We start from the raw sequence: 17143 nt of genomic DNA, 5'->3' as shown, positions 1-17143 counted from the left end.
CATGATGACCAAAGCGCTTGATTTTACGTCCGGTTACGATTCACGCCGCCCGCCGATGCTGGGCCATAACGCGGTTGCCACGTCGCAGCCGCTGGCGGCGCAGGCGGGGATGAAGATGCTGCAACTGGGCGGCAATGCCGTCGATGCAGCCATTGCCACCGCGATGGCGCTGACGGTGGTTGAGCCGACCGGCAACGGGATCGGCAGCGACGCCTTTGCCATCGTCTGGGACGGTGAAAAGCTTCACGGCCTCAACGCATCAGGCCGCTCGCCGGCCAGCTGGCATGCGGATCTGTTTGCCGGAAAAAGCGCAGTGCCGGAAATTGGCTGGGACGCGGTGACCGTGCCGGGAGCGGTATCCGGCTGGGTCGCGCTGGCGGAGCGCTTCGGCACGCTGCCGCTGACCACGCTGGCGCAGCCTGCCATTGACTACGCGCGCAACGGCTTTCCCGTCTCGCCGCTGATTGGTCATCTCTGGCAGCGAGGCTATAGCAAGCTGAAAGATCAGCCGGGCTTCAGCGCCTGCTTCGCGCCGGAAGGCCGCGCCCCGCGCGTGGGGGAAATCTTCCGTAACCCGGCGCAGGCGAACTCGCTGGAGCTGATTGCCAAAACCAACGGTGACGCGTTTTACCGCGGCGAGCTGGCGCAGAAAATTGCCGCCTTTGCCAAAGAACACGGTGCGCATCTGACGGCAGAGGATCTGGCAAACCACCGCGTGGACTGGGTTGACCTGCTGTCGCGCGACTTCGCGGGCGGCTCGGTTCAGGAATTGCCGCCAAACGGTCAGGGGATCGCCACGCTGATCGCGCTGGGTATTCTTGAGCAGTGCGGCATTGAGAAGCATCACCCGGATTCCGTGCAGTCTCTTCATCTCTCCATCGAGGCGATGAAGCTGGCGCTGGCGGATCTCGATCGCTACGTGGCGGATGAAGAACACATGGCCTTCGCGGCGAAAGAACTGCTGAGCGACCATTACCTGAAGTCGCGCGCGGCGCTTATTAACCACGATAGCGCCTCTGATTTTGTCTACGGTTCCCCGACGCAGAGCGGTACGGTTTACATCAGTACCGCGGACGCCAGCGGGATGATGGTCTCGTTTATTCAGTCCAACTATATGGGATTCGGTTCAGGGATCGTGGTGCCGGATACCGGGATCAGCCTGCAAAACCGGGGCTGCGGCTTTGTGCTGGATCCTGCGCACCCGAACGCGCTGGCGGGCAGCAAGCGCCCGTTCCACACCATCATTCCGGGATTTGCGATGGACGGCAACGGCAAGCCGCTGATGTCCTTCGGCGTGATGGGCGGCCCGATGCAGGCGCAGGGGCACATGCAGATGGCGCTGCGCATTATGCTGCACGGGCAAAACCCGCAGGCGGCAATCGATGCACCGCGCTGGCGCGTGGTGCAGGGCAGGGAGGTGATCGTCGAATCAACGTTCGATCGCAATACTATCGCGGCGCTGCGCGAGCGCGGGCATCAGATCGCGGTGGAAGATCCGCTTCAGGATTACAACTTCGGCGGTGCGCAGGTGATTTACCGTATGCCGGAAGGGCACTACGTGGCCGCGACGGAAAGCCGCAAAGACGGGCAGGCGCTGGTGAGTTAATTAACGCCCGGTGGCGCTGCGCTTACCGTGCCTACGCTGTGCTTTTTGTAGGCCGGGTAAGGCGCAGCCGTCACCCGGCTTTTTTTCAACCAATGCTAAACGGATCTGCATCCTGCCAGGCCGGAAACTTCTCCCGATACTCCTTTAACGCCGTTAACGAGATCTCAGCGTCAATTCGTGTTGCCTGATGCGGCTCGGCGGTGGCAATAATCTCACCCTGCGGACTGATCACCCGGCTGTCACCGCGATAGTGATGCCCGTTGCCGTCCGTTCCCACGCGGTTACAGCCAACGACATAAGCCTGATTTTCAATCGCGCGCGCGGTCAGTAAAGCCTGCCAGTGCAGGGAGCGTGGGGCGGGCCAGTTGGCGACGTACAACGCCAGGTCATAATCGTTGCGGTTGCGCGACCACACCGGGAAGCGCAGGTCATAGCAGACCAGCGGCAGAATACGCCAGCCGCGCCATTCAAATACCACGCGTTCGCTTCCGGCTTCATAATGTTGATGTTCGTCCGCCATGCGGAACAGGTGGCGCTTATCGTAGAAATGGACTTTTCCTTCCGGCTCAACCAGCAGGAAGCGGTTGACCGGTCCGCGCCCGGTCTGGAGTGCGACGCTACCGGCAATCAGCGCATTTGTTTCCTGCGCCCTGGCGTGCATCCAGGCCACCACCTCGTCCTGCGGCATGGACTGTTTTGCTGCCTCCATCGCGAAACCTGTGGTAAACATCTCCGGCAGGACAATCACATCGCGTCCGGTAATCTCTTCCAGCTGGCGATCAAAATGGCGAAGGTTGGCGGGGCCGTCCATCCACACTAAAGGTTGCTGCAAAACAGAAATCTTTAAACCAGGCACGATACAGGCTCCTTAATAAACACTTTTTGACACTGTAGCACGTCATTACCAGAAAATGTGGCAATAAAAAACCCCGCGCGGGGCGGGGTTTGTGGGAGCAAAAGGCCTTATGCCGCTTCAGGTTTGCGGTGTTTCTCTGGCAGCTTTACCGGCTGTGTCGCCAGCTCTTCAGGTTCGAAATCATCCACATTAATACTGCGCAGACGGCTCTCTTCGGCTTTCACCAGAATCGCAGCTTCGCTGTTGTCGATGATGCCACCTGCCAGCGCCTGTTTTGCCAGCTCATCCAGTCGTGTAAACGGCAGGTTTTTGCCCAGCTGTTTGCAGATCTTCTGGTGAATCGGGTCGGCGGCCATCACATCAAGCAGCGCCTCTTCCAGCAAACCTACCGGGTTATGCGGGGTAGGTGCCAGATATTGACCCCGACCAATACGAGAGCGGGTTGCGCTTGGTACCTGGAGGATTTTTGCCACTTTGTGATCCAGCTTGTCGGACGGCGCCAGGTGATGACGACCGGTCGGGAAGATCACCGTGCGCAGGGCACCCGCTACGAAGCGGTTCGGGAAGTTCGCCAGCAGATCGTCAATCGCCTGTTCGGCCTGATACATCGCATCCTGAACGCCCCAGTGCACCAGCGGCAGATCCGCTTCCTGACGGCCTTCATCGTCGTAGCGTTTCAGCACCGCAGAGGCCAGGAAGATCTGGCTCAGCACATCACCCAGACGGGCGGAGATGCGTTCGCGACGCTTCAGGCTACCGCCCAGCACCGCCATGGAAACGTCAGACAGCAGGGCCAGGTTGGCGCTCAGACGGTTCAGATGCTGGTAGTAACGTTTGGTCGCATCGCCGGTTGGCGTCGCGCTGGTCAGCCCGCGCGTCAGGCCCAGCCAGAAGCTGCGCACCTTGTTGCTACCGACGTGACCGATATGTTTGAACAGCAGCTTGTCGAAGGCATCCACATCATTATTCTGCGCGGCAGCCATCTCTTCCAGCACGTACGGATGGCAGCGAATCGCACCCTGGCCGAAGATCATCATGCTGCGGGTCAGGATGTTTGCCCCTTCCACGGTGATGGCAATCGGCGCACCCTGATAGCCGCGCGCCAGGAAGTTGCCTTCGCCGAGCATGATACCTTTACCGCCTGCGATATCCATTGCATCAATAATTGACTGCTGTGCGCGGTGGGTACAGTGATACTTCACAATCGCCGACAGCACGGCGGGTTTTTCGCCCAGCATAATGCCGTAGGTAATCAGCGAGGCTGCGGCGTCCATCACGTAGGCATTGCCCGCAATACGCGCCAGCGGCTCTTCGATACCTTCCATCTTGCCGATGGAGATTTTGAACTGACGGCGGATATGCGCGTAAGCCCCAATCCCCATCGCCACCGATTTCAGACCGCCTGTTGAGTTCGACGGCAGGGTAATGCCGCGGCCCACAGACAGACATTCCACCAGCATACGCCAGCCCTGCCCGGCCATTTTCGGGCCACCGATGATGTAGTCAATCGGGACAAAGATATCCTGACCGCGGGTAGGACCGTTCTGGAAGGGTACGTTCAGCGGGAAGTGACGGCGACCAATTTCAACGCCCGGGGTTGAGGTTGGGATCAGCGCACAGGTAATACCCAGCTCTTCTTCACCGCCCAGCAGTTTTTCCGGGTCAGAGAGTTTGAACGCCAGGCCCAGCACCGTGGCGATAGGTGCGAGGGTGATATAACGTTTGTTCCAGGTCAGGCGCATGCCCAGCACCTGCTGGCCCTGCCATTCGCCCATGCAAACCACGCCGGTATCAGGAATTGCGCCGGCATCGGAGCCTGCCTCCGGGCTGGTCAGCGCGAAGCACGGAATTTCCTGACCACGCGCCAGACGCGGCAGGTAGTGATCTTTCTGCTCTTCTGTACCGTAATGCTGTAACAGCTCGCCCGGGCCTAAGGAGTTTGGCACGCCAACGGTGATCGCCAGGATCCCGGAGACACCCGCCAGTTTTTGCAGTACGCGAGCCTGAGCGTAAGCGGAGAATTCCAGACCGCCGTACTCTTTCTTAATGATCATCGCGAAGAAGCGATGCTCTTTCAGGTATGCCCACAGCTCAGGCGGCAGGTCGGCCATTTCGTGAGTGATGGCAAAGTCGTTTGCCATGCGGCACGCTTCTTCTACCGGACCATCAATAAAGGCTTGTTCTTCGGCGGTCAGACGCGGCTGCGGATAGTTGTGAAGCTTTTTCCAGTCGGGGTTGCCCTGGAACAGATCGCCTTCCCACCAGGTTGTACCGGCGTCAATCGCTTCTTTCTCTGTACGCGACATCGGCGGCATCACTTTACGGAATCCCCTGAACACCGGCGCAGAGATCATCGACTTACGCATCGGCGTCAGGTTGAACGGCAGCAAAATGATGGCCAGGGGAACAAGGACCCAGATATTCCACAGACCAGCGACGCCAAGTGCAGCCGTCCAGGCCAGAAGAATCAGGCTACTCAGGAATAAACTGACACGGTGATAGAACAACACACCGAGCAGCACAACGGTTGCGAAAATGCTCAAAATCATCATAAAGAAAAGCTCCCTTGCTTGTAGGAGGTCTGACCACTTGTGATGATATGGTTGTAGTTGATGTCATTTCCTTTAGCAATGTGTTTACAAAATAATTACAACCTGGTTCACATTGTTCGCGTTTTAGCCGGCACAAAAAATCAAAACGCCGGACGATTCGCATGGCTTTAGCTTCTCGCTTTTACTGCTATCCGGTACACTCCACTGTGTTATTTCATCAATACTGAAGGATTATCCTCATGTACCAGGATCTTATTCGTAACGAACTGAACGAAGCGGCGGAAACGCTGGCGAATTTTCTGAAAGATGATGCCAATATTCACGCTATTCAGCGCGCGGCGGTCCTGCTTGCCGACAGCTTCAAAGCCGGCGGTAAAGTGCTCTCCTGCGGTAACGGCGGTTCCCACTGTGACGCCATGCACTTCGCCGAAGAGCTGACCGGACGCTATCGTGAAAACCGTCCGGGCTACCCGGCGATTGCGATTTCCGACGTGAGCCACATCTCCTGTGTAGGCAACGACTTCGGTTACGACCATATCTTTTCCCGCTACGTTGAAGCCGTAGGCCGTGAAGGCGACGTGCTGCTGGGTATCTCCACGTCCGGTAACTCTGCTAACGTGATCAAAGCGATCGCCGCCGCGCGTGAGAAGGGCATGAAAGTGATCACCCTGACCGGGAAAGATGGCGGTAAGATGGACGGTACAGCGGACATTGAAATCCGTGTACCACACTTCGGTTATGCGGATCGCGTTCAGGAAATTCACATCAAAGTGATCCACATCCTGATCCAACTGATCGAAAAAGAGATGGTTAAGTAAGACTTCGCTGGGGGGCGCCGGTGCCCCCCGCTGTTGTGGAGGTGATCTATGTGCGAACTGCTCGGGATGAGCGCCAATGTGCCAACCGATATCTGCTTTAGTTTTACCGGACTGGTTCAGCGCGGTGGAGGAACCGGGCCGCATAAAGACGGCTGGGGTATTACCTTCTACGAAGGCAAAGGATGTCGCACGTTTAAAGATCCACAACCCAGCTTTAACTCACCCATTGCCAGACTGGTGCAGGACTATCCTATTAAATCCTGTTCGGTGATCGCCCATATCCGCCAGGCAAATCGCGGCGAAGTGGCGCTGGAAAATACCCATCCGTTTACCCGTGAACTGTGGGGCCGTAACTGGACCTATGCGCACAACGGGCAGCTCTCGGGCTATAAATCACTGGAAACCGGCAATTTTCGTCCTGTCGGTGAAACGGACAGCGAAAAAGCATTTTGCTGGCTGCTGCACAAGCTGACTGAGCGCTACCCCCGTACGCCCGGCAACATGACCGCCGTTTTTAAGTACATAGCGTCACTGGCGTCTGAGTTACGCGAGAAGGGCGTCTTTAATATGCTGCTGTCTGACGGGCGCTACGTGATGGCGTTCTGCTCGACGAATCTTTTCTGGATCACCCGACGTGCGCCGTTTGGCGTCGCCACGCTGCTCGATCAGGATGTGGAAATTGATTTTCAGAAGGAGACCACACCGAACGATGTGGTCACTGTCATTGCAACGCAGCCGCTGACCGGCAACGAAACCTGGCAAAAGATCATGCCAGGCGAGTGGGCGCTATTTTGTCTCGGGGACCGCGTAATTTGACGCCAGCTGCGGCTGAACCACTTCATGGCTGAGCGGTTTGCTCACCACGTAACGGCCATTGACGATGGACACCACCGGCGGCTTATGGGTCTGCTCGAAGTAGTCATAGCCCGGTTTTAGCTGTTTCCAGAAATCTGTGTAAACAGAGTACTTATGGCGCGCCATGTTCGCATCCGTCATACGGAACGGGTAGATGCTGACCTGAACATTCGGCTGGCCGAAGACCAGTGCGCCCGTGACAAACTGGAAGATTTCATCAATGCCGGAATCCGTCATCGCATAACAACCGACTGACACGCAGGCACCGTGAATCATCAGGTATTTCCCTTCGTAACCGTGTGCACGGTCGAAGGCATTGGGGAAACCGATGTTAATCGCTTTATAGAACCGGCTGTCCGGTTTTAGCTGGTTACGCTGAACGTTGTAAAACCCTTCCGGACTTTTGAAGTCACCCTGGCGCTGTTTCGGCCCCAGCCCGCCAGAATAGTTACAGATTTTGTAGCTATCGAGCAGCTGATACGTCTCGCCCATTTTGACAAACAGATCGAGTGTGCGCTCTTCCTTGAAGATTTGAATATAAACCGGGGATCCCATCAACTGCTGTTTATACTCTTTGCTGACCGGCGTCGTTGAACTATTACTGCCAAGCAGCCCGGCAAACGACATGCACGGTATCAGAAGCATCGCAATGAACAATGCGATTTTACGCATACTACTGGTTCCTTGATAAAACAATGACCAACTTGCCAGAACGGCAAAAGACACCCGAAATCAGACTAATCTGGACAGGAGCGCTCACATTAGCACCGATGGAGATTTTCGCAAGAGCCAACCTTTGCGTTTACAAATTAGTTTTACTTTATAACCCATTCATAATGTCCTGACTCCAGGAACTTTGCGCAATAGCTCGCATTTCGGCGCGCCAGACGGCGGATTTACTGCCCCTGGCAGGGCCGAAAATGGTACACTCCGGCCTCTCTGGATTGTTGTTCATGGATACCTGCTAACCACATGTTTAGAATCAGAAAAGGACTCGATCTGCCAATCTCTGGCGTGCCTGAACAGCACGTTACCACCGGCGCCAGTATTCATCATGTCGCTATTGTAGGTGATGATTACGTGGGCATGCGTCCCGCGATGCTGGTACAGGAAGGCGATCGCGTAATAAAAGGCCAGGCGCTCTTCGAGGATAAAAAAAATCCTGGCGTTATGTTTACAGCCCCAGCCAGCGGCACCGTTGTCGCCATCCATCGTGGTGAGCGTCGCGTCCTGCAATCGGTTGTTATTCAAATTGAAGGCGATGAGAAACGCGAATTTGCGCGTTTTGACGCCGCCGATCTTGCCACCCTCAGCCACGACGCGGTGCAGACGCAACTGCTGGAGTCGGGACTGTGGACGGCGCTTCGCACGCGCCCCTATAGCAAAACGCCCGTGCCTGGCACTGTGCCGGCCGCTATCTTCGTCACGGCCATCGACACCAACCCGCTCAGCGCAGATCCGCAGCCTCTTATCCTGGCTGAACGCAAAGCTTTCGATGCCGGCCTCACCGTGTTAACGCGCCTGACGCCGGGCAAAGTGCATGTCTGTCAGGCCAGCGGCGGTAAGCTGGGCGGGCATCCGCAAGGGCAGGTAGCCTTTAATGAATTTGCCGGCCCGCATCCGGCCGGGCTGGTGGGAACGCATATTCATTTCCTGGAGCCGGTAAGCCTGACGAAACAGGTCTGGCATCTTAATTATCAGGACGTGATCGCTATCGGTAAGCTGTTCACCACGGGTGAGCTGTGCGCAGAACGCATTATTGCCATCGGCGGCCCTCAGGCAACCCAACCGCGTCTGGTTCGCACGCTGCTTGGGGCGGACCTGACGGCGCTGTTGGCTGGCGAAACGAAAGAGGGTGAAAACCGTATTATTTCCGGTTCGGTGCTGAGCGGAAGGCACGCGACAGGCCCGATGGCCTGGCTGGGTCGTTTCCATCTTCAGGTGAGCGTGGTGCTTGAAGGACGCGAGAAAGAGCTGTTCGGCTGGGTACTGCCTGGTGCAGAAAAATACTCGGTAACGCGCACCACGCTCGGCCACTTCCTGCGTCGTAAGCTGTTTAACTTCTCCACCAGTACCAACGGCGGTGAGCGCGCCATGGTTCCGATTGGCAACTACGAACGCGTGATGCCGCTGGATATTCTGCCCACCGTGCTGCTGCGCGATCTCCTGGCCGGCGATACCGACGGTGCCCAGGCGTTGGGCTGTCTGGAGCTGGACGAAGAAGATCTGGCGCTGTGTACCTACGTGTGTCCAGGTAAATACGAATATGGACCCGTATTGCGCGAGGTGTTAACCCGCATTGAGCAGGAAGGATAATCATGGGCTTAAAACACCTCTTTGAAAAAATTGAGCCGCACTTTACCGAAGGGAAGCTCAAAAAGTACTACCCGCTGTATGAAGCGACAACGACCATTTTCTACACGCCGGGTCTGGTGACGAAAGGCGCGGCGCACGTTCGCGACGCCATCGACCTCAAGCGAATGATGATTCTGGTCTGGTTTGCGGTCTTCCCGGCCATGTTCTGGGGGATGTATAACGTTGGGTTGCAAACTATTCCGGCGCTGCACCATATGTACGATGCAGAGCAGCTGGCGCAGGTGATTCAGTCTGACTGGCACTATCGTCTGGCGCAGTCGCTGGGGGTGAGCTTTGCGGCAGATGCCGGCTGGGTCAGCATGATGACGCTGGGCGCTGTCTTCTTCCTCCCTATCTATATGACTGTCTTTATCGTGGGCGGTTTCTGGGAGGTGCTGTTCGCTATTATTCGCAAACATGAGATCAACGAGGGCTTCTTTGTTACTTCTATTCTGTTTGCGCTGATTGTTCCGCCAACGCTGCCGCTCTGGCAGGCGGCGATGGGGATCAGCTTTGGCGTGGTGATTGCCAAGGAGATCTTCGGCGGGACCGGACGCAACTTCCTCAATCCGGCGCTGGCAGGGCGCGCGTTCCTGTTCTTTGCTTATCCGGCGCAAATCTCGGGCGACCTGGTGTGGACGGCAGCAGACGGATTCTCCGGCGCGACGCCACTTTCACAGTGGGCGGCTGGCGGCGGCGAAACGCTGGTCAATAATGCAACCGGACAGCCTGTCACCTGGTTTGATGCGTTTATCGGCAATATTCCAGGCTCCATCGGTGAAGTGTCTACCCTGATGATTTTGATCGGCGGGGCCATCATCCTCTTTGGCCGCGTGGCGTCCTGGCGCATTGTCGCAGGCGTCATGCTCGGGATGGTACTCACCGCCACGCTTTTCAACTTCATTGGTTCAGACACAAACCCGATGTTCTCCATGCCGTGGTACTGGCACCTTGTGCTGGGAGGCTTTGCGTTTGGCATGATGTTCATGGCCACCGATCCGGTCTCGGCTTCGTTTACCGACAGAGGTAAATGGTGTTACGGCGCGCTCATTGGGGTGATGTGTGTACTGATTCGCGTGGTCAACCCGGCTTATCCGGAAGGGATGATGTTGGCCATTCTGTTTGCCAATCTGTTTGCGCCGCTGTTCGACTACCTGGTCGTGCGCGCCAACATTAAGCGGAGGAAGGCGCGTGGCTGAGATCAAAAATAACGACAGCATCAGCAAAACGCTGCTGGTGGTGCTGGTACTGTGTCTGGTCTGTTCCATTGTCGTGGCCGGTTCTGCCGTAGGGTTAAAACCGCTACAGCAGGAGCAACGAGCGCTGGATAAACAGCGTAACATCCTGGCCGTGGCCGGGCTGATGCAGGAAGGCATGACGAAGGATGACGTCGCAGCGGTGTTTGCCGAACGTATTACCGCACGGCTGGTGGATTTAAAAACCGGGGAGTTAATGGATAAAGACCCGGCGAAATACAACCAGGCGCTGGCGCTAAAAGATCCGCAGATGAGCACCACGCTTGACGCCTCGCAGGATCCGGCAGGCATTAAGCGCCGCAGCAATGTCGCGGAGATTTACCTCGTCCGTGACGAGCAAAAGCGCATCCAGGAAATCGTGTTGCCCATCTATGGCAACGGTTTATGGTCAATGATGTACGCCTTTGTGGCGTTGGATACCGATGGTCGTACGGTGAAAGGCATTACTTATTACGATCAGGGCGAAACACCAGGGCTGGGGGGCGAAGTTGAGAACCCTAACTGGCGGGCACAGTTTGTTGGTAAAAAAGTGCTCGACGACAACGGCCAGCCTGTGCTGAAGGTGGTGAAAGGGGGCGCGCGTCCCGGCGATGAATTTGCCGTTGATGGCCTTTCCGGTGCCACGCTCACCTCTAACGGTGTGCAGCACAGCTTTGATTTCTGGATGGGTGAACTGGGCTTTGGTCCCTTCCTGAAGAATGTACGTGAAGGAGCGCTGAATAATGGCTGATACGGGTGAACTGAAAGAAGTTAAAAAGGTGCTGATTGGCCCGCTGTTAGCCAATAACCCGATAACGCTACAGGTGCTGGGGGTGTGCTCGGCGCTGGCGGTGACCACCAAGCTGGAAACGGCGGTGGTCATGACGCTGGCGGTAACGCTGGTGACAGCGTTTTCCAGCATGTTTATCTCAATGATCCGCCACCACATACCCAACAGCGTGAGGATCATCGTGCAGATGGCGATTATCGCCTCGCTGGTGATCGTGGTCGATCAGCTCCTGCGCGCCTTCGCCTATGAAACCTCAAAGCAGCTTTCGGTGTTTGTCGGCCTGATAATCACCAACTGCATCGTGATGGGGCGTGCTGAAGCCTATGCGATGAAAATGCCACCGCTGGCGAGCTTTATGGACGGTATTGGCAACGGCCTGGGTTACGGCGTGATCCTGTTGACGGTTGGTTTCCTGCGCGAACTTATTGGCAGCGGCAAGCTGTTTGGCATTCCGGTGCTGGATACGGTACAGAACGGCGGCTGGTATCTGCCGAACGGCCTGTTCCTGCTGGCCCCAAGCGCATTTTTCATTATCGGTTTGCTGATCTGGCTGATTCGTACGTTGAAGCCTGAACAGCAGGAAAAGGAGTAACCGACAATGGCTCATTACCTGAGTTTATTTGTGCGCGCGGTGTTTGTTGAAAACATGGCGCTCGCTTTCTTCCTGGGCATGTGTACGTTCCTTGCCGTTTCTAAAAAGGTATCGACGGCATTTGGTCTGGGCGTGGCAGTTACCGTTGTGCTGGGGCTTTCCGTTCCGATTAACAACCTGGTATTCAACTTCGTGCTGCGCGATGGCGCGCTGGTGGAGGGGGTTGATCTTAGCTTCCTGAACTTCATCACCTTTATCGGAGTGATTGCGGCGCTTGTTCAGATCCTGGAGATGATCCTCGATAAATACTTCCCGTCGCTGTACAACGCGCTGGGGATCTTCCTGCCGCTGATCGCCGTGAACTGCGCCATCTTCGGTGGCGTTTCGTTTATGGTTCAGCGCGATTACAACTTCAGTGAATCGGTTGTGTATGGCTTCGGTTCCGGTATCGGCTGGATGCTGGCGATTGTCACCATGGCGGGGATCCGTGAAAAAATGAAATATGCCAACGTACCTGCGGGGCTTCGTGGCTTAGGGATCACCTTTATCACCACCGGCCTGATGGCGTTGGGCTTTATGTCCTTCTCCGGTGTGCAGCTATAAGGGCTAACAGATGGAAATTATTCTTGGCGTGGTGATGTTCACGCTGATAGTACTGGTGCTGTCAGGGCTGATCCTGGCGGCGCGTGCGAAGCTGGTCAATTCCGGAGATGTGATCATTGATATCAATGACGATCCGCAGAATCAGATCCGTACCCCGGCAGGGGATAAGCTGCTTAACACGCTCTCCGGCAACGGGATTTTTGTCTCGTCTGCCTGTGGCGGCGGTGGCTCCTGTGGCCAGTGCCGTGTGACGGTCAAAGAGGGCGGCGGTGATATTCTGCCAACGGAACTGTCGCATATCACGAAGCGTGAAGCGAAAGAGGGATGCCGTCTGGCGTGCCAGGTCGCTGTGCGCCAGAACATGAAGATTGAGCTGCCGGAGGAGATCTTCGGCGTGAAAAAATGGGAATGCGAAGTTATCTCTAACGATAACAAAGCCACGTTCATCAAAGAGCTCAAGCTGCGTGTCCCTGAAGGGGAGAGCGTCCCGTTCCGTGCGGGTGGGTATATCCAGATTGATTGTCCGGCACACACCGTCGCGTATGCTGACTTCGATGTGCCTGAGGAGTACCGGGCAGACTGGGATAAATTTAACCTCTTCCGCTTTGTTTCCGAGGTAAAAGAGCCCGCGCTTCGCGCCTATTCCATGGCTAACTATCCGGAAGAGAAGGGCATTATTATGCTCAACGTGCGTATCGCCACGCCGCCACCGAATGTGCCTGATGCCCCTCCTGGCGTCATGTCGTCGTATATCTGGTCCCTCAAGCCTGGCGACAAAGTGACGATTTCCGGCCCGTTCGGCGAATTCTTTGCCAAAGATACTGACGCGGAGATGGTCTTTATCGGCGGCGGTGCGGGTATGGCGCCGATGCGTTCGCATATTTTTGACCAGCTCAAACGACTTGGCAGCAAGCGTAAGATCAGCTTCTGGTACGGGGCGCGTTCACTGCGCGAAATGTTCTATGACGATGAGTTTGAACAACTGGCGCGTGATAACCCTAACTTTACCTTCCATGTGGCGCTATCCGATCCGCAGCCGGAAGATAACTGGACAGGCTATACGGGCTTCATCCACAACGTGCTGTATGAAAATTACCTCAAACAGCACCCGGCACCGGAAGACTGCGAGTTCTATATGTGTGGTCCACCAATGATGAACGCCGCCGTGATTAAGATGCTAAAAGATCTTGGCGTGGAAGATGAGAACATCATGCTTGATGATTTCGGAGGCTGATTATGCTGACTTTTCTGGCGACCTTTGCGGTGTTTGTGCTGGTGATCTTCGGCATGTCCTTAGGCTGGATCATCAAGCGTAAAAGCATTCAGGGCAGTTGCGGAGGCATCTCTTCCATCGGAATGGAAAAAGTGTGCGATTGTCCGGAACCGTGCGATGCGCGGAAAAAGCGGATGGCTCGCGAGCAGCAACGCATTATTTAGTCTTCCAGGTCGGGTAAGGCAACGCCGCCACCCGACAATTCCTGCGCGCACTTCTCAACCCTCATTTGTTTACTGTATACTTATCCAGTAATAAGTGAGGGCTTACTATGCGCAAAATAATCCATGTCGATATGGACTGCTTTTTTGCCGCAGTGGAGATGCGTGACAACCCGGCGCTGCGGGATATTCCGATCGCCATTGGCGGCAGCCGGGTTCAGCGCGGTGTCATCAGCACCGCCAACTATCCTGCTCGCAAATACGGTGTACGCAGCGCCATGCCGACAGCGATGGCGCTGAAACTGTGCCCGCATCTCACTCTTTTGCCCGGACGTTTTGATGCCTATAAAGAAGCATCGAGCCACATTCGGGAGATCTTCTCCCGCTACACCTCACTGATTGAACCGTTATCGCTGGATGAAGCCTATCTGGATGTCACCCACAGCGTGCACTGCCACGGCTCCGCCACCCTCATGGCGCAGGAGATCCGCCAGACTATTTTTAACGAGCTGAACCTGACGGCATCGGCAGGCGTCGCGCCGGTCAAATTTCTCGCCAAAATCGCCTCCGATTTAAATAAGCCCAACGGCCAGTACGTCATCACTCCGGAAGAGGTTCCGGCGTTTTTAAAGACGCTGCCGCTCAGCAAAATCCCCGGCGTGGGCAAAGTCTCCGCCGCGAAGCTGGAAAGTATGGGGCTACGCACCTGCGAAGACGTTCAGCGCAGCGATCTGGCGCTGCTGCTTAAGCGTTTTGGCAAGTTTGGCCGCGTACTGTGGGAACGCAGTCAGGGCATTGATGACCGGGATGTGAACAACGAACGGCTGCGTAAATCGGTCGGCGTTGAACGCACACTGAGCGAAGATATCCATGACTGGACCGAGTGTGAAACCATTATTACGGAACAGCTTTATCCTGAGCTTGAACGACGCTTACTGAAGGTCAAACCGGATCTGCTTATTGCCCGACAGGGCATCAAACTGAAATTTAACGATTTTCAGCAGACGACGCAGGAGCACGTCTGGCCACGCCTCAACAAAGAGGATCTTATCGCGACGGCGAAAAAGGCGTGGGAAGAACGGCGGGGCGGACGAGGGGTGAGGCTGGTGGGGCTGCACGTCACCTTGCTGGATCCGCAGCTGGAGCGTCAACTGGTGTTGGGACTGTAGATTACGCTAATCGTAGGCCCGGCAAGCGTAGCGCCACCGGGCATCAAACGGCTAATTACTTAACAGGAATTGCTTTCAGCAGCTCAGTCAGCAGCGTCCAGTAGTGACCGACGCTTTCAATGTGAACCTGCTCATCCGGGGAGTGTGGCCCGGTGATGGTTGGCCCGATGGAGACCATGTCCATATCCGGATACGGTTTCTTGAACAGACCACACTCCAGACCCGCATGAATAACCTGAATGTTCGGGGTGCTGTTGAACAGTCGCTGATAAGTTTCACGCACCAGTGCCATGACCGGAGAACTTGCATCCGGCTGCCAGCCCGGGTAGCTGCCTTTTGCAGACGTTTTCGCGCCCGCCAGGGTACCCAGAGATTCCAGCATGCTCACAACGTACTCTTTACCGCTGTCGATCAGGGAACGGATCAGGCAGATGATCTCTGCGCTGTCGTCACCCATGGTCACCACGCCCACGTTCAGGGAGGTTTCCACCACGCCTTTCGCCACGTCAGAGTTGCGAATAACGCCGTTTGGCGTTGCGTTCAGCAGCTGGACGAACGTGTCACGAGACTGTGCGGTCAGCGCGGCTTTATCCGTCGTAACGGACTCCAGCACCACCGTCAGGTTTTTCTCTTTCGCAGACAGTTCGTTTTTCAGGATCTCCAGATACACGCTGGAGAGTTTTTTCAGTTCGTCCGCTTTCGACGCAGATACCGCCACGGTGGCGAAGGCTTCGCGAGGGATCGCGTTACGCAGAGTACCGCCGTTGAAGTCCACCAGACGCAGATCCAGTTCAGCGACATGGCCCGCCAGGAAACGCGCTAGCAGTTTGTTGGCGTTGCCCAGGCCCAGGTGAATATCACCGCCGGAGTGACCGCCTTTCAGCCCTTTCAGCGTCAGCTTAAAGGTCTCGAATCCGGCAGGGATCGCTTCGCGGGACAGCGGCAGGGTAGAGATAAAATCGATCCCGCCCGCGCAGCCCATGTAGATCTCACCCTCTTCTTCGGAGTCGGTGTTGATCAGAATGTCCGCTTGCAGCCAGTTTGCCTGGAGACCGAACGCGCCATCCATGCCCGCTTCTTCAGTCATGGTCAGCAGCACTTCCAGCGGACCGTGTTCAACGCTGTCGTCAGCCAGCACGGCCAGCGCGGAAGCCATACCAATGCCGTTATCTGCGCCCAGAGTCGTGCCGCGCGCCTTCACCCACTCACCGTCGATGTACGGCTGGATCGGGTCTTTTGTGAAGTCGTGAACGGTGTCGTTGTTTTTCTGCGGAACCATATCCAGGTGCGCCTGCAATACCACTGGCTTACGGTTTTCCATACCTGCGGTGGCAGGTTTGCGGATAAGAATATTGCCAACCTGGTCGCGCTCAGCGTGCAGACCTTTTTCCTTTGCCCAACCCATAATATGTTCGGCAAGCTGTTCTTCGTGATAGGAAGGGTGCGGAATGGAGCAGATTTTGGCAAAAATATCCCACAGTGGTTGTGGAGATAATTGAGACAGTTCAGACACGATAGGTCTCCTTGTCGTTGCGCTGCAAAACAATGTTGCAGGTCACAGGGTTAGCAGGTTAATCGTTACCACAAGTCAGGCTTGCGAGATGCAACTGAGAATACCACTTTCTCCCGTGGCTGGTAGCATTAAGCATGTAAAAACTCAGGCTCATGGCGCGTAACACTGGTTTTTAGTGCGTCAGATCTCTATAATCTCGCGCAACCTGGTTCACCCTCATTTTTTTAAGCCGTATATAAACAGGCTGGGACACTTCACATGAGCGAAAAATACGTCGTCACCTGGGACATGTTGCAGATTCACGCACGCAAACTGGCTGCGCGTCTGATGCCTTCCGAACAGTGGAAAGGCATTATTGCCGTCAGCCGTGGCGGTCTGGTACCGGGGCGCTGCTGGCTCGTGAGCTGGGTATTCGTCATGTCGATACCGTATGTATCTCCAGCTACGATCACGACAACCAGCGCGAACTGAAAGTGCTGAAACGCGCGGAAGGCGACGGTGAAGGCTTTATCGTTATCGACGATTTGGTGGACACCGGCGGTACCGCGGTGGCTATCCGCGAAATGTATCCAAAAGCGCACTTCGTCACGATCTTCGCGAAACCAGCGGGTCGCCCACTGGTTGATGATTACGTCATTGATATCCCGCAGGATACCTGGATTGAACAGCCATGGGATATGGGCGTGGTCTTCGTACCGCCTATCTCTGGCCGTTAATTTCAGTACGTAACTTTACACGCCCGGTTATGCCGGGCGTTGTTCTTTT

At 55.9% G+C, this 17143-nt stretch carries 15 protein-coding genes and 1 pseudogene; 12 read left to right on the top strand and 4 right to left on the bottom strand.

Features of this window, described 5'->3' with window-relative positions; genetic code table 11:
* The first annotated feature begins 4 nt into the window (after positions 1-4).
* Entirely contained in the window at positions 5-1606 is a 1602-nt protein-coding gene (locus SK62_RS16675; protein ID WP_039271630.1) for a gamma-glutamyltransferase family protein, read from the top strand.
* An 85-nt stretch (positions 1607-1691) separates the two neighbouring features.
* On the opposite strand, the gene SK62_RS16670 is transcribed toward SK62_RS16675, so the two are convergent.
* On the bottom strand, positions 1692-2462 hold the full coding sequence (locus SK62_RS16670) for an amidohydrolase (RefSeq protein WP_017383119.1): 771 nt from the start codon (positions 2460-2462) through the stop codon (positions 1692-1694).
* A gap of 107 nt (positions 2463-2569) precedes the next feature.
* A complete protein-coding gene (fadE, locus tag SK62_RS16665; protein WP_039271628.1) occupies positions 2570-5014 on the bottom strand; it encodes an acyl-CoA dehydrogenase FadE in 2445 nt (814 codons plus the stop codon).
* Between the two features lie 239 nt (positions 5015-5253).
* On the opposite strand from fadE, the gene lpcA reads away from it, so the two are divergent.
* Together lpcA and SK62_RS16655 are read left to right on the top strand one after the other, a co-directional pair.
* Positions 5254-5832: a D-sedoheptulose 7-phosphate isomerase gene (gene lpcA, locus SK62_RS16660; protein ID WP_003863232.1), complete on the top strand. Its 579-nt coding sequence runs from the start codon at positions 5254-5256 to the stop codon at positions 5830-5832.
* A 48-nt stretch (positions 5833-5880) separates the two neighbouring features.
* Entirely contained in the window at positions 5881-6648 is a 768-nt protein-coding gene (locus SK62_RS16655) for a class II glutamine amidotransferase (RefSeq protein WP_017383120.1), read from the top strand.
* Here the strand turns inward: SK62_RS16655 and dpaA are convergent.
* Positions 6619-7359 carry a peptidoglycan meso-diaminopimelic acid protein amidase gene (gene dpaA / locus SK62_RS16650; RefSeq protein ID WP_006810008.1) on the bottom strand — a complete coding sequence of 247 codons (741 nt, stop codon included), beginning with the start codon at positions 7357-7359 and terminating at the stop codon, positions 6619-6621. The two genes, SK62_RS16655 and dpaA, sit on opposite strands and share 30 nt — an antisense overlap.
* 300 nt (positions 7360-7659) lie before the next feature.
* On the opposite strand from dpaA, the gene SK62_RS16645 reads away from it, so the two are divergent.
* The 8 genes from SK62_RS16645 (at position 7660) to dinB (ending at position 14865) form a co-directional block, all read left to right on the top strand.
* Entirely contained in the window at positions 7660-9003 is a 1344-nt protein-coding gene (locus SK62_RS16645) for a Na(+)-translocating NADH-quinone reductase subunit A (protein WP_023295963.1), read from the top strand.
* 2 nt (positions 9004-9005) lie between these two features.
* A complete protein-coding gene (locus SK62_RS16640) occupies positions 9006-10241 on the top strand; it encodes an NADH:ubiquinone reductase (Na(+)-transporting) subunit B (RefSeq protein WP_015571375.1) in 1236 nt (411 codons plus the stop codon).
* Complete coding sequence (locus tag SK62_RS16635) at positions 10234-11028, top strand: Na(+)-translocating NADH-quinone reductase subunit C (protein WP_047718567.1); 795 nt, start codon at positions 10234-10236, stop codon at positions 11026-11028. The genes SK62_RS16640 and SK62_RS16635 overlap by 8 nt, the downstream gene beginning before the upstream one ends.
* Entirely contained in the window at positions 11021-11659 is a 639-nt protein-coding gene (locus SK62_RS16630; protein WP_003863219.1) for an NADH:ubiquinone reductase (Na(+)-transporting) subunit D, read from the top strand. The genes SK62_RS16635 and SK62_RS16630 overlap by 8 nt, the downstream gene beginning before the upstream one ends.
* 6 nt (positions 11660-11665) lie before the next feature.
* Complete coding sequence (nqrE, locus tag SK62_RS16625) at positions 11666-12262, top strand: NADH:ubiquinone reductase (Na(+)-transporting) subunit E (protein WP_003863217.1); 597 nt, start codon at positions 11666-11668, stop codon at positions 12260-12262.
* Between the two features lie 10 nt (positions 12263-12272).
* Positions 12273-13496, top strand: coding sequence for an NADH:ubiquinone reductase (Na(+)-transporting) subunit F (gene nqrF / locus SK62_RS16620; protein ID WP_015571374.1), 1224 nt, complete (start codon positions 12273-12275; stop codon positions 13494-13496).
* Positions 13497-13498: 2 nt separating this feature from the next.
* Complete coding sequence (nqrM, locus tag SK62_RS16615) at positions 13499-13699, top strand: (Na+)-NQR maturation NqrM (protein ID WP_003863212.1); 201 nt, start codon at positions 13499-13501, stop codon at positions 13697-13699.
* A gap of 107 nt (positions 13700-13806) precedes the next feature.
* On the top strand, positions 13807-14865 hold the full coding sequence (dinB, locus tag SK62_RS16610; protein ID WP_023295965.1) for a DNA polymerase IV: 1059 nt from the start codon (positions 13807-13809) through the stop codon (positions 14863-14865).
* A 55-nt stretch (positions 14866-14920) separates the two neighbouring features.
* On the opposite strand, the gene pepD is transcribed toward dinB, so the two are convergent.
* The gene (gene pepD, locus SK62_RS16605) at positions 14921-16378 is read right to left on the bottom strand and encodes a cytosol nonspecific dipeptidase (protein ID WP_047718568.1); all 1458 of its coding nucleotides are present in this window, start codon (positions 16376-16378) and stop codon (positions 14921-14923) included.
* A gap of 258 nt (positions 16379-16636) precedes the next feature.
* Between pepD and gpt the strand changes: the two are divergent.
* Positions 16637-17094 (top strand): annotated as a pseudogene (gpt, locus tag SK62_RS16600) (xanthine phosphoribosyltransferase).
* Positions 17095-17143 lie beyond the last annotated feature (49 nt).

It is taken from the genome of Enterobacter sp. BIDMC109, assembly GCF_001037885.1.
Classification (GTDB): Bacteria; Pseudomonadota; Gammaproteobacteria; order Enterobacterales; family Enterobacteriaceae; genus Enterobacter; species Enterobacter hormaechei_C.
This window is presented reverse-complemented; position numbering and strand designations above follow the sequence as displayed.

Excerpts from the sequence above, each read along its gene's own strand:
- SK62_RS16675 (WP_039271630.1), top strand. The coding sequence starts at position 5 with ATGACCAAAGCGCTTGATTTTACGTCCGGTTACGATTCACGCCGCCCG.
- fadE (WP_039271628.1), bottom strand. The coding sequence starts at position 5,014 with ATGATGATTTTGAGCATTTTCGCAACCGTTGTGCTGCTCGGTGTGTTG.
- lpcA (WP_003863232.1), top strand. The coding sequence starts at position 5,254 with ATGTACCAGGATCTTATTCGTAACGAACTGAACGAAGCGGCGGAAACG.
- SK62_RS16655 (WP_017383120.1), top strand. The coding sequence starts at position 5,881 with ATGTGCGAACTGCTCGGGATGAGCGCCAATGTGCCAACCGATATCTGC.
- dpaA (WP_006810008.1), bottom strand. The coding sequence starts at position 7,359 with ATGCGTAAAATCGCATTGTTCATTGCGATGCTTCTGATACCGTGCATG.
- SK62_RS16645 (WP_023295963.1), top strand. The coding sequence starts at position 7,660 with ATGTTTAGAATCAGAAAAGGACTCGATCTGCCAATCTCTGGCGTGCCT.
- SK62_RS16640 (WP_015571375.1), top strand. The coding sequence starts at position 9,006 with ATGGGCTTAAAACACCTCTTTGAAAAAATTGAGCCGCACTTTACCGAA.
- SK62_RS16630 (WP_003863219.1), top strand. The coding sequence starts at position 11,021 with ATGGCTGATACGGGTGAACTGAAAGAAGTTAAAAAGGTGCTGATTGGC.
- nqrE (WP_003863217.1), top strand. The coding sequence starts at position 11,666 with ATGGCTCATTACCTGAGTTTATTTGTGCGCGCGGTGTTTGTTGAAAAC.
- nqrF (WP_015571374.1), top strand. The coding sequence starts at position 12,273 with ATGGAAATTATTCTTGGCGTGGTGATGTTCACGCTGATAGTACTGGTG.
- nqrM (WP_003863212.1), top strand. The coding sequence starts at position 13,499 with ATGCTGACTTTTCTGGCGACCTTTGCGGTGTTTGTGCTGGTGATCTTC.
- dinB (WP_023295965.1), top strand. The coding sequence starts at position 13,807 with ATGCGCAAAATAATCCATGTCGATATGGACTGCTTTTTTGCCGCAGTG.